13 protein-coding genes are annotated in these 12,170 nt (G+C 42.6%); all 13 read left to right on the forward strand.

Annotated elements, in window-relative coordinates; genetic code table 11:
• The first annotated feature begins 7 nt into the window (after positions 1-7).
• Positions 8-868: a carbohydrate ABC transporter permease gene (locus ACFQ0C_RS16585; RefSeq protein WP_379368183.1), complete on the forward strand. Its 861-nt coding sequence runs from the start codon at positions 8-10 to the stop codon at positions 866-868.
• 81 nt (positions 869-949) lie between these two features.
• Positions 950-2,554: an extracellular solute-binding protein gene (locus tag ACFQ0C_RS16590; RefSeq protein ID WP_379368184.1), complete on the forward strand. Its 1,605-nt coding sequence runs from the start codon at positions 950-952 to the stop codon at positions 2,552-2,554.
• 328 nt (positions 2,555-2,882) lie between these two features.
• Entirely contained in the window at positions 2,883-3,869 is a 987-nt protein-coding gene (locus tag ACFQ0C_RS16595) for an MFS transporter (RefSeq protein ID WP_379368185.1), read from the forward strand.
• Positions 3,817-4,305 carry an MFS transporter gene (locus ACFQ0C_RS16600; RefSeq protein WP_379368186.1) on the forward strand — a complete coding sequence of 163 codons (489 nt, stop codon included), beginning with the start codon at positions 3,817-3,819 and terminating at the stop codon, positions 4,303-4,305. Before ACFQ0C_RS16595 ends, ACFQ0C_RS16600 begins: the two co-directional genes overlap by 53 nt.
• Before the next feature lie 255 nt (positions 4,306-4,560).
• The gene (locus ACFQ0C_RS16605; protein WP_379368187.1) at positions 4,561-5,181 is read left to right on the forward strand and encodes a nitrite reductase; all 621 of its coding nucleotides are present in this window, start codon (positions 4,561-4,563) and stop codon (positions 5,179-5,181) included.
• A 105-nt stretch (positions 5,182-5,286) separates the two neighbouring features.
• A complete protein-coding gene (locus tag ACFQ0C_RS16610) occupies positions 5,287-5,775 on the forward strand; it encodes a DinB family protein (RefSeq protein ID WP_379368188.1) in 489 nt (162 codons plus the stop codon).
• Positions 5,776-6,050: 275 nt separating this feature from the next.
• Positions 6,051-6,503 carry a 2'-5' RNA ligase family protein gene (locus ACFQ0C_RS16615; RefSeq protein ID WP_379368189.1) on the forward strand — a complete coding sequence of 151 codons (453 nt, stop codon included), beginning with the start codon at positions 6,051-6,053 and terminating at the stop codon, positions 6,501-6,503.
• A gap of 307 nt (positions 6,504-6,810) precedes the next feature.
• On the forward strand, positions 6,811-7,473 hold the full coding sequence (locus ACFQ0C_RS16620; RefSeq protein WP_379368190.1) for a CPBP family intramembrane glutamic endopeptidase: 663 nt from the start codon (positions 6,811-6,813) through the stop codon (positions 7,471-7,473).
• A 255-nt stretch (positions 7,474-7,728) separates the two neighbouring features.
• The gene (locus ACFQ0C_RS16625) at positions 7,729-8,727 is read left to right on the forward strand and encodes a helix-turn-helix domain-containing protein (RefSeq protein WP_379368191.1); all 999 of its coding nucleotides are present in this window, start codon (positions 7,729-7,731) and stop codon (positions 8,725-8,727) included.
• A gap of 119 nt (positions 8,728-8,846) precedes the next feature.
• Positions 8,847-9,506: a peroxiredoxin-like family protein gene (locus tag ACFQ0C_RS16630; protein WP_379368192.1), complete on the forward strand. Its 660-nt coding sequence runs from the start codon at positions 8,847-8,849 to the stop codon at positions 9,504-9,506.
• Positions 9,507-9,798: 292 nt separating this feature from the next.
• Positions 9,799-10,254 carry a GNAT family N-acetyltransferase gene (locus ACFQ0C_RS16635; RefSeq protein WP_379368193.1) on the forward strand — a complete coding sequence of 152 codons (456 nt, stop codon included), beginning with the start codon at positions 9,799-9,801 and terminating at the stop codon, positions 10,252-10,254.
• Between the two features lie 111 nt (positions 10,255-10,365).
• A complete protein-coding gene (locus tag ACFQ0C_RS16640; RefSeq protein WP_379368194.1) occupies positions 10,366-10,716 on the forward strand; it encodes an MmcQ/YjbR family DNA-binding protein in 351 nt (116 codons plus the stop codon).
• An 866-nt stretch (positions 10,717-11,582) separates the two neighbouring features.
• Positions 11,583-11,810, forward strand: a complete 228-nt coding sequence (locus tag ACFQ0C_RS16645; protein ID WP_379368195.1) for a dihydrofolate reductase family protein — start codon at positions 11,583-11,585, stop codon at positions 11,808-11,810.
• Positions 11,811-12,170: the final 360 nt, after the last annotated feature.

Raw genomic sequence — 12,170 nt, forward strand, 5'->3', positions numbered from 1 at the left:
ACTGACAATGTCACAAATTATAAAAAATAGAATTGTTGACTATACAGCAGCATTTGTAGTATTAATTGCGGTTTTTATATGCCTGGTTCCTTTTCTCTATATTCTTTCGCAATCACTTAGCTCTAATAGGGCAATTATATCCCAGGCGGTTACCATCTATCCTATAGACTTTAATATAGAAGCTTATAAAGTTGTTTTCGGTGATGCCGGTATGTTGTACTCATTGTTTTATACGGTGATCCTGACAGTTGCATTTGTGCTCCTTTCATTGACAGTTACAATATTGGCGGCTTACCCGCTGACTAAAAAAAGACTCAAGGGCAGAAATACTTTATTGCTAATGATGCTGTTTACCATGTATTTTAGCGGTGGTTTAATTCCGGATTATCTGAATGTAAAGAATCTGAATCTTTTGAATACTCCATTTGCACTTATTCTTCCGGGTATGTTGAGCGTTTACTATATGATCATTTTGAAATCGTTCTTCCAGAGCTTACCTGATAGCTTGGAGGAAGCTGCACACCTGGACGGATGCAACGAACTGCAGATTCTGCTTAAGATTGTGCTGCCTCTTTCTAAGCCAGCACTTGCCACAGTCAGTTTACTATATGCGGTATTCAGGTGGAATTATTTTCAGGATGCTCTTTTCTACATTACAGACCAAAATCTGTATACGATACAGCTTAAGCTGTATAATGTCATCAATATTTCGCAGCAAATGTCTGGCGAGAATGTCAATGTAAATCTGCCTTCAGAGGCTTTGAAAGCGGCAAGTATTATGTTTGGTACAGTTCCGATTCTTTTAGTATATCCGTGGCTCCAGAAGTACTTTGTATCTGGCATTATGATTGGTGCCGTTAAAGGTTGATGTAGGTAAGTGAAATGGATTATTTAATCTATTTCGCGAATTTATATAATTAATTTGCTAAATAACAAATTTACAAAAGGAGTGGTTTCTTTGAAGGTAACGGCAAAAAGATCTATCTGTGTTTCTTTGGCAGCGCTAACAATTGTGTTGGCCGGCTGTCAGAGTAATTCGTCAAGCGGCACACAAAATGGTGCAGCAGGCACTACAAAAGAACATCGAACGTTGACTGTCGAAGTTTTCGACAGAGGCAAACCCGGTCAGCCGGATTTGAATAATAACTTCTGGACAAAGTATATCAACGATAATTTCGGCAAGCAGTTTAATGCCACAGTAAACTTTGTTACAGTTCCTAGAGCCCAGGAAGTAGACAAGTTGAACGTATTGATGGCAGCCGGCCAGGCACCTGACATTTCCTACACATACAACCAGGGTGTTGTTTATAATTATGTACAGCAGGGTGGTTTGGCAGAGCTTGATTCAGTACTCAAGCAGCATGGACCTATTCTTACAAAGTATCTTGGCGATGATGTATTAAAGTATGGTAAATTTAATGGCAAGCAATATTCTGTACCAGGCAAGAGGACTGTTCTCGCAGGTTCAAATACGTTTATCCGTAAAGACTGGCTCGATAAACTGGGTCTTCCTGTTCCTACTACATCGGAACAATTCTATAACACCATGGTTGCATTCAAAGAGAAAAACCCTGGAAATGTAACCGGAGTTATTCCATATGGTTACTCACTGCAACCTCAAAATCCCGGGCTGAGCTATGTACCGGAAGCCTTTAAACCATCTAACCTTACTGAAGAACAGTTTGCTACGCTTCAGCCGCAAGCTATTTGGCAGGCAAATTGGAGTATGCCAGGGTTTGATAAAGCTGTTCAATATATGAACAAGATGTATAATGCAGGCTTGATTAGCCCGAATTTCGCAACTGACAAGGATGGAAAACTGTTGGATGCGGATATTTCCAATGGAAAAGTCGGAGCATTCCAGACTAACTGGGACGGTCCGTACAGGACAGCTCCCGGCACCTATGTCAACCTTGCAAAGAACGTTCCTGGTGCTCAGCTTATTCCTATCGATCCATGGCAGAATGATGCAAGCAAACATCCTAAGAACGGGTACAGCCCAAATGGTATGTATATAATTATACCTAAATCAAGTAAGAATGTTGACCTTGCAATACAGTACCTCAACTGGATGGCTGATCCCAAGGTAACCCTCTTCCTCCAGAACGGTCAGGAAGGCGTGGACTACAACATGGTTAATGGTGTTCCAAAACAGACAGGAACAACAAATACAGGCGAAAAGATGATGACGGTTGCTAACAACCTCGACTATGATATACTTTCAAACGGTATCGAACTTGGTGATCAGCAGAAGAATAATGCAGCAATTTCTGCAGGATATCCTGGTTATGAAAAGGATGCAGAGAATGCTTTAAAGGTAGGGATGGCGGACTATTATACGACTTACTTTTATTCAATACCGAATGCAGCCGATGCAAAAAACAACGCAGAGCTTAGGAATCTTTCAGCTCAAATGCTTGCAAAACTAATTGTTGCTAAGCCAGCCGAAGTGGATAGCCTGTACAAAACATTAGTACAACAGTACATGGATCAGGGTGGCAAGGCAGTTCAAGACGAGTATGTAAAAAATTACAAAGTTCAGAATGGTAAATAATAAGGGCTCTTCGCTATATCTCGTTATTAATAAATACTTTCAACAAATGAATAAGTGATAATAAAGTGGCAGCTAGGGATTATAATTCCAAGGCTGCCACTGTTTTTTGTTATCTGCGGAGGTATGCAACTAACTAATTATTTGTCCAATGACACAATTTAGTACAAACTACTCAGTTAATGTGTTGACAATATACATAACGGGGGTATACTATATTTAATGTTAATACATGGTTGGAGAGTTGATTAATGGGCTCGGCAGGACGGCCGTCACGAGACACTGTTGTAAACTCATAACCCCGTATTGATAAGAAAAGGAGGTAATTATTATGGCGAATCAAGCGCAAGCAGCGGGCTTACCTGATCCACGGCGTTGGAGTGCTTTGGCGTTATTATGTCTGGCTAATTTCATGGTTATTATGGATACGTCCATCATCGGGGTTGCATTACCTGCTATTAAAGAAGCTCTAGGATATACACAAGCAAGTCTTCAATGGGTTTTCAACGCCTATGTTATTTTCTTTGGCGGATTTCTGTTACTTGGCGGAAGGCTATCGGATTTATTCGGACAACGGCGCATCTTTATGCTCGGCTTCCTGATTCTTACGGTAGCGTCACTATTAGCAGGTGTCGCATGGAATGAAGGTTCATTAAATGTAGGGCGTGCCTTGCAAGGATTCGGTTCCGCATTGATTGCGCCAGCAGCGCTTACCATTGTGATGATTTTATTTAATGGTAACCCGAAGGAACTAGGTAAAGCTTTAGGGTTTTGGGGTGCTTCGGCAGCAGCAGGAGGAACAGCGGGTGTGTTTTTAGGTGGTATCATCACAGAATGGTTAAGCTGGCAGTGGACTTTCTTAATCAACGTTCCGGTAGGACTTATCGTTCTTTTGATGTCATCCGGACTTTTGTCTGCTGGTGTACGAAGAAAGGGCACTGTTGATATGACCGGAGCTTTATCCGTTACAGGTGCTTTAGTCATGGCGGTATATGGTATTGTTACTGCAGAGCATAATGGATGGAGCTCCTCAACAACCGTTTGGTTCCTAGGGATATCAGTTGTTCTATTCATATTGTTCCTTATTACTCAATCAATTAAAAAAGAACCGTTAGTACCTCTCCGTATTTTCTCCGTTCCGAATTTATTTGCGGGTAATCTTGCATTAATCGCACTATCGGGTGCCTGGATACCATTATGGTTTTTTCTGAATTTATACTTACAACAAGTGTTAAAGTATTCTGCATTTGCCGGGGGACTCGGTTATGATTCTCATGGTTGGACTCATGGGCAAAATGATTGCAAAATTCGGATTTAAAATGAACATGGTGTTAGGTTTAATTGTACTCTCCGTTTCCTTGTTCATTTTCGCCGGAAATACACCGGTAGGCGGGAATTTTGTTTCTCATGTGCTACTTGCATCCTTGCTTGGTGCATTAGGAATGTCGCTTGCTTATATCCCGGCGACGATAGCTGCCATGTCGGGTGCAAAACCGGAGGAAGCCGGTCTTGCTTCAGGTTTGGCGAATACCAGTTATCAAATCGGTTCCGCGATCGGACTGGCAGCTATGGTCGCCATCGCTGGAGCGACTACAGCGACAAACGAAGCCTTAGATCAGGTTGTAGCGCTAAACCTCGGATTTCAAGCTGCATTTTTCTGGTCAGGTGTAATAGCAGCATCAGGAGCCCTGCTTGCCCTATTGTTTATTCGTACTCCGAAGCATGCAGATCACAGTACATCCTCAGCGATGTAAGAGTTAACGACTATACTACCGGCCAAACACAAGTTTGGCCGTGTTATAGGATTTGGGGGTACCAGCAATACGAACTCAAAGGAAGGGATGAACGGGATGTGCACCCACTGGAGGAAAAAGCGATGGGCCTGATGCCAAATTTGCGACATCCTTCCTGAAAACTGGAATGTATAAGTTCCAGCACAATGGGGAAGTTTTCACAGTTCCGTTTGTTGTGAATGTGCAATAACAAAATATAAACAGGAGGATGAACGCATGGGAGAGAAAATAAAAATTGCCGTTTCACCCCCGATTCAAGTCGGAGGAAGCCTGTTTACCGCGGATCAATTAGCCGCGATTGGTACACTTGCAGGACCCAGCAGCAAGATTGAAATGACTTCATTCAAACAAATGTATGTAGAAGTCGATACCGACAGGGTCGAAGACGTTAAAAATAACCTACAAAAGATCGGATTGGAGATCTATTCTGCAGGTTTTAGTGTTAAAAGTCTAATTGCCTGCAATTTCTGCAGGGGCGCTGAAGAAGCCGGGTTGGAGATGGCACACATACTGAATAAAGCAGTCGCCGGGATCGAAACGCCAATTCCTATCAAAATAGGCTATGCAGGGTGTGCACTCGGTACAAGCGAACCGATGCTTAAAGATATTGGAGTTGTAAAAATGAGGGAGACCTTTGATGTTTACGTTGGAGGTGAACCTAAGAGCTTAAAAGCATCTGTGGGAAAGCTTCTTTTGTCAGGGATCGCCCAAGAGCAGCTTGTGCAGTCCGTTACCAATATCATTAGTTATTATAAAGAGAATGCTAAAGGAAAAGAGAAGTTCAGTAAATTTGTGGATCGGGTAACACTGGAGGTCCTTAAGCAAATCGCCGCGTAATCTCAATCTACCGGCGATGATTTCCGCAATCCGTAAGAAACGTTCGCGCGCATGACGTGATAGGATTGAGGTGATGAACGGCCTTGGCCAGAGGAGGATATTATTATGAATGTTATTGAGGATTGGAGCGGCGAATTAAAAAGGGAAGCCGCATCGACGCGATCGCTTCTCGAAAGGCTCCCGGAAGACAAATTCTCTTGGAGACCGCACCCGAGGTCGATGTCTTTAGGACAGCTCGCCCTACACGCTGCAGGAGTGCCCGGAGGGCTAGCTTTATTACTGGACGAGGCAGTCAGCGAAGTTCCGGTCGTTCCGATGCCGGAGCCGACCACCCGGCAAGAACTGCTCGAAGCGCTGGAATGGAGCGTGTCTCTCGCCGAGAGCAAGCTTCGGGAATGGGGAGAAGACGGGCTAAGGGATACCTGGAAGCTCGTCAGCAAGGGGGAGACCGTCTTGGAAGCGCCCCGGATCGACATGGTGCGCACGCTGATGTTCAATCACGTTTATCATCATCGGGGTCAGTTGACGGTCTATCTCCGACTGCTCGGAATACCGGTTCCAGGGATATATGGCCCCAGCGCGGACGAACAATAACGGTGATTCAGTGCATGGCTCTAAATTAAATCAATAAATCTAAAACTCCTTGCCTAGCAGGGAGTTTTAGATTTATTGATGGCTCGAGAGGTGTCGGACGACCATATATAATACAAGGATTACGGAGAACGTTAGTTCAATCATGAAAAGGCTGTCGAAGCGATCGGCAGGCCTTTTCTCACCTAATGGGCAGGATAATGGAATGAATTGAAGAATAACAAAGAAAAGGAGTATTGGTAAATAGCGTTGTTTTACTAAAGGATGTGAGGTGTGAGATGCAATATTTCATTGGGATTGTCCCGCCAGACGAATATAAAGAAAAAATAGCAGCATATCGTATTCGTTGGCCTAGTAATCGTCTTAACGATGTTGTGGAGCCTCACATTACTGTCAAAGCGCAAGGTGGACTTACAGTGGATCTACGCTGGCTTCATAATGTAAGGCTAACTTGTTCATCGATCCAATGCTTTCGGTTATCACTTTCAGAACCGGGTACGTTTGGGAATGCCGTAACATTCCTTACAGTTGAATCATCAGATATATATGATTTGCACAGGCGACTGGTAGGTACGGTATCTCCGTCACCGGAGCTTATCGACCGCTACTTCGAATTGGAACGATTTCATCCTCATCTGACATTGGGCCAAACCTATTGGGGGATGAACGAAACGGAGATTGAAGAAATGAAGCTCGCAGCGATGAACGCCCTAAAGGTACTTACGAGTTAATAGTTGGCAAGTGGTAAAGCAACTTTTGTTAAATGACAAGACGAAATAGGAGTGTGATTCAACTAACGGTGAACTATATCTTAATAGAACAGCGGCATACTTAGACTTTTATATAGTCTAAAGTATGCCGCTGTTTTATTTTTGAAACAAGTCAAATACTATTAACAAAAGGCATCAGAAACAGATGCCTTTTGCTAATAGGAAAATCTTATCGGTACTATATGATATTAGTACTATACTTGTCGAACAGTTCCCGATATGATATTCCCATCAGAATATGGAATATGTCTCAATTAGGGAGATTATTATGAACCGTTATGTGATAGGACTGGCCCCAACTGTATTGGTGGCACTCGGACTTTATGCAGGGCACAGCGTAGTACTTACGTTTGCGCTCTTTTACAGTTGGTTGGGTGCAGTACCGTTTTTAGATTACCTACTGTTTCGAAAACAAAGTCTGACTCATACGATCCGCAGTTGGGGGTTGACTGTAAACGCCCGACAAACGATAGTCGGACTTGGTTTAGGACTCTCTTTTTTAATAGCTCTCCTAATTGGCGCTTATTATTTGCACGACATGTTGTTCGATATCGTTCGATTGAGAAGCTTGTTTGGAGAGTGGGGTTTTTCCGGTGACCAGTCTGTTCTATTGCTGCTCGTACTGGTGTTGCTCAATCCTATTTTGGAAGAAATCTATTGGCGTGGATACTTATACCGCAGGATTGGACAAACCCCAGGTTCTGCGAAAAGCTTGCTTCATGCTTCTTTTTGGTATACAGCTTATCATCTTGTTGTCATTGTATCGGTATTCAGTTGGCCGCTTAACGTTATTGCTGCGGTTCCTATTTTTGCAGCAGGTGTACTATGGGGATGGATTCGTCATCAGACGCGATCTGTGCTCACCCCGATTGTAAGCCATATGTTTGCCGACTTTGGAATCGTGATTATATATATGCAATACATACAATAGTAACTCTTTACCAAGCATGATCTGGATCTCAAAGAAGGAGAGTATAGGTATTCGAAGGGCTGAGCGTTCTCCAAACTAGCAGTTTAGCGAAACAATTGGTTAGCGCCGAGCGTCTATTTGAGAGATAGAAAGTTGTGTCTATGTTGGTGGAAGGTTCATCTGAGATAGGTTCGAGCATCACTAAACAGAACTATCTGAAAATCACTCGAACAACACATATAATTAATTATTATTTGCATGAGAGGTGTCTGAGCTATGGGTATTACTGACTTTCATCAGAACTTTAATCTTCTCTTCGACGGTCTTCAAATACACAGGTTTACGGATAACCGGACTGAACTGATGAAGCTCCATTCAAGGATAGGAGTGGGCTCTGTTCACCGATTTGTACCCCGTTCTGATTTAGGGGTGGCTATTGCTGAGTTTAAGCTACATCACAACAGTAATGTGAATTTTCACACAGATGCACCCATGGTTGAACTGAGCTACTGCTTAGAAGGTACTAGAGAAATCCAAGTCGCCGGTGTGCAGTACGAGGTAGCACCTGGTAGCTACACTTTGCAATTTGCTAATCCTGCGGAGGCCAGCATGCATTTTAAAAAAGATCAATCTGTTAAAATGCTGAGTATCGGTATCCCTGTGTCGACCTTTCATCAGTTTATGGAAGAGACTGGCGGTGCTCGATCGGTCGAATTTAATCGAATCATTGGTGAGAAGCCATACCGCATGTTTCAGGAGACTATAGATCCGGCGACGTTCGTCCTCCTCAAACATATGATGCAGTTCGCCAGAGGTCAGGGCATACGAAACCTCGAGATAGAGTGTAAAATGCTCGAATTGATGTCTTTGGCCTTCGGCTCCTTCTTAATGGACGATAAGTCAGCATCAACCAAGTTATCCAAGACCGATATGGCAAAAATTGAACAAGCTCGGGCAATAATTTTGGAGCAGATGGCGGAGCCGCCCTCACTTATGGATCTGTCTCGATTGATTGGCCTGAATGACTATAAATTAAAAATTGGCTTCAAAGAAATGTATGGCAAAACGGTGTTCGGTTACTTAAAAGATCAACGTCTGGAAAAAGCGTATCGCTTGCTGCAGAATGGTAGTACCAGCGTGATTGAGGTGTCTTATGCCGTGGGTTATTCGAATCCCAGTTATTTTGCGGAAGTTTTCCGTGAAAAATATGGCGTCAACCCTGGCGAGTTTATTCGACGTTCGCTAAGCTCTTCCCCTAATCACTCTTTGAATTAGTTTTTTGGATTGTGATGATGCGGATAATCCCGCAAACCAGCACCGGTCTCCGCCCACTGGTAGAGGCTTGGTTATGAGAGTGCTACGATTGTCGTATATTAGGGAAGGAGAGATGGACAGTGGCAAACCCGCAATATCTAAAATTGCAAGATGAGCTGGATGCACAGGCGAAGCATGGTTTGGAGGTTCTTCCTAAGGAGGTCGTAGAGGCCTTCGTGCATTCTACCCAGGAGCTCCGGGAAACAGGCACTGCTAAAGGTTTGGCTGTTGGAGCAATGGCGCCTGACTTCACCTTGGGTAACCAAATAGGTAATAATATTACTTTGTCGGAAAAAACCGCGAAGGGTCATGTTATCCTTACCTTTTACCGTGGAGGATGGTGCCCGTTCTGCAATCTAGAATTAAGAGCTTATCAGCGAATCATTGACAACATTCATGAAGCCGGCGCTCAACTGTTGGCCATCAGTCCTCAAACACCGGACCATTCGTTAAGCGTCCATGAAAAGAACGAATTGAGCTTTCATGTCTTGAGTGATTTGCACAATCAGGTGGCGGAGATGTATCAACTCAAATTCAAGCTCCGTGAAGATCTGCATGATTTTCATCGATCACTTGGAGCTGCATTAGATGAACATAACGGCGACGATTCATGGGAGCTTCCTGTACCTGCAACTTATATTATTGATAAGCAGGGGGTTATCCGTTTTGCGAACGTGGACCCAGATTACACAAAACGGACGGAGCCAAATGAAATATTGAACATTCTTCAATCTCTATAACAGCCTGATAATACGAGTTTTCTATTTATCCATCCAAATAAATCGGATCGCCTCAGTGTTTAAAGATTGGACTTGTCCGCGATCCATCGCACACTCAAAGAGTTTCCGTCCCGATAGATCTAAAAGGTAATCAACGGCAGAGATGATTATAAGATATTTCAGTATTATATAGTTGAGGATCTGCAGCTGTGCAGTTCCTCTTTTCTTTATTGAAGTACATGCAGGATAATTAAGAAAGAATGTGGAAATTGAAACTAGCAATTAAGTAAATACAGGAAATGGAGTGGTATTTTTGATTATATTATTAGATGATTTAAGTGGACCTGAAGTGACTTCATTAATCGGTGAACATCTTCAAAGTATGACTCTTCATTCTCCACCAGAAAGTATACACGCCTTAAATCTTGAAGGATTGAAAAAGCCAGATGTTACATTCTGGAGCGCGTGGGAAGAAGATCAATTAGTGGGTTGCGGAGCACTTAAGGAAATTGATGATCAACATGGTGAGGTAAAGTCAATGCGTACTTCTACACAACATCTTAGAAAAGGGGTTGCGAAGGGAATCCTTACACACATCATTGAAGAAGCTAAGCGACGTGGCTACCAACGATTAAGTTTGGAAACGGGATCGATGGAAGCCTTCGAACCGGCTAGAAGACTCTACGAAAGTTTCGGGTTTCAGTATTGTGAACCATTTTCGGATTACATTGAGGACCCCTATAGTACATTCATGAAATTGGAATTATGAAGTTTGAGGTGACTCTACTGGGAATATTGGCAAACGGTTTGAGTTATAAAATCTACTTCAGTGACAGTAAATTTATTCAAGTTGATTCAGAAGAGAAGGAGAGGTGCTGATTTGAAAAATAAAATCATCGAATACTGTTTAAAGAAGAAAGGAGCGACTAAGGATTATCCCTTCGGATCCGATCCATTGGTGCTAAAAATTTCAGGTAAAATGTTCGCTCTTTTTTTTGAGGATAAAGGGTACTTAAACCTAAAATGTGACCCGGTGATTGCGGAAAACTTAAGAGAGCAACATGAGACCGTTCGACCAGCGTACCACATGAACAAACAGCACTGGAATACAATTACGATCGATGGTTCCTTGCCAGTGTCGGATGTTTTTGCAATGATTGATCACTCTTACGATTTGGTTGTTAAAAATCTTCCAAAGAGTCTCCAAGAATCTATATCGAAAATGAACTAACTGATCAATGGTGTAGCAATCGACCGGGTCCGCAATTGGGTATTGAGCTAACGGAAAAATATAACTTAATAAATAACAAATACGCGGCTGCAGGCACTATTGGACAGCCGCGTTAACATTTTCCATAGAGTTTTTTTGAAAAATAATAATTCATCTGCTTTGCTGTCATGGTAATATTTAACTATCCTATGAAAAGAAGTGATAGCTATGAAGTTTTCAGATGAACAATTACAGCAGATAATTCAAGGTAAAATTATTGGAGATTTCTTTCCTTACTTAGGAGGGACCAATAAACAAGTAGTGTTTTACCTAAAGAGCTAGTAGGAAGAATGGAAAGATCAAGGTTACTTAAGTTTGATGCCGATTTCCGATCATATGGCAGTGGATATGCGTAATCGAAATGGGAGCTATGGTATGCTAAACCCATATTCAATAGGTGAAATCCCGTCAGGTAAGTGGGATGAAGAATTGAAATTTATTAAGGAGAAGATTGCGGAGTATAAAATAGAATTTTTGACTAAGAGGGTCGTTAAGGAACAACTTTCATTTGAAACTGAAATTAGAACTATATTAAACGACGATGGGTATAAGGTATTCGACGCATTGTTTTACTGGGAAGATTAATGAAAAACAATACTGTCTTTTATACAAAAAAGGAAGCATAAATTGTGGGTTGGTAAGGGATTCAAGCGGGACACGATAGCAGAGGAGCTTGCAGGGATGTGGGGTATTTTTTGATTCTTATTGAAGTAACGGGAATGATACTTCCAATATGTGTTAATATAGAAAAAGATGTTTCTTTCTTCAAATTCAGAGGGGCAGGCCTTGGTCTCGTTGGAAACTGAAAATTGGAGGGCGTTATTGAAATGGCTAAACTGATCTACGCTGCTAACGTATCTTTGGACGGTTACATTGAGGACGAGCGCGGCAATATCGAGTGGACGATCTCCGATGACGAGGTGTTTGCGTTCTGGACTGACTTCGAGCGGCCGATTGGCACCTACCTATTCGGGCGTCTCGATGGTGTACTGGGAGACGGTGAGCGCCGCTTCCGAAGCGGCGTTGTTCATCTTCACTACCGCGTGATCGTCTGACCGCGACGCTAGAGTGAAATTCAGGAGATACGCTTTTGGGCTTACTATAATCAAGTGAAATTCAGGAGATACGCTTTTGGGCTTACTATAATCAAGTGAAATTACGGAAGACGGAAGTTATGAGCGGCTTCCATGACAGGTTTTTTGCTATATATACAAAGAACTTAATAGAAAGAAGGAAATTGTTCAATTCGTCAAACTCTGAAAAATAAGTATTAGACTGACGCGAAAAACGAAACAGCAACACCCATGGACGAAAAATAGTAGAGTGAAGGGCTGGGCATCCAGCCCCTCCTCATCAAACCGTACGTGAGGTTTTCCCTCATACGGCTTTCCGACGTTCTTCACCTCGAGCATTAC

Origin of the sequence: Paenibacillus sp. GCM10027630 (assembly GCF_042676305.1) — a bacterium.
In the GTDB taxonomy this organism is placed as follows: Bacteria; Bacillota; Bacilli; order Paenibacillales; family NBRC-103111; genus Paenibacillus_S.

Excerpts from the sequence above, each read along its gene's own strand:
- ACFQ0C_RS16585 (WP_379368183.1), top strand. The coding sequence starts at position 8 with ATGTCACAAATTATAAAAAATAGAATTGTTGACTATACAGCAGCATTT.
- ACFQ0C_RS16595 (WP_379368185.1), top strand. The coding sequence starts at position 2,883 with ATGGCGAATCAAGCGCAAGCAGCGGGCTTACCTGATCCACGGCGTTGG.
- ACFQ0C_RS16600 (WP_379368186.1), top strand. The coding sequence starts at position 3,817 with ATGATTCTCATGGTTGGACTCATGGGCAAAATGATTGCAAAATTCGGA.
- ACFQ0C_RS16605 (WP_379368187.1), top strand. The coding sequence starts at position 4,561 with ATGGGAGAGAAAATAAAAATTGCCGTTTCACCCCCGATTCAAGTCGGA.
- ACFQ0C_RS16610 (WP_379368188.1), top strand. The coding sequence starts at position 5,287 with ATGAATGTTATTGAGGATTGGAGCGGCGAATTAAAAAGGGAAGCCGCA.
- ACFQ0C_RS16615 (WP_379368189.1), top strand. The coding sequence starts at position 6,051 with ATGCAATATTTCATTGGGATTGTCCCGCCAGACGAATATAAAGAAAAA.
- ACFQ0C_RS16620 (WP_379368190.1), top strand. The coding sequence starts at position 6,811 with ATGAACCGTTATGTGATAGGACTGGCCCCAACTGTATTGGTGGCACTC.
- ACFQ0C_RS16625 (WP_379368191.1), top strand. The coding sequence starts at position 7,729 with ATGGGTATTACTGACTTTCATCAGAACTTTAATCTTCTCTTCGACGGT.
- ACFQ0C_RS16645 (WP_379368195.1), top strand. The coding sequence starts at position 11,583 with ATGGCTAAACTGATCTACGCTGCTAACGTATCTTTGGACGGTTACATT.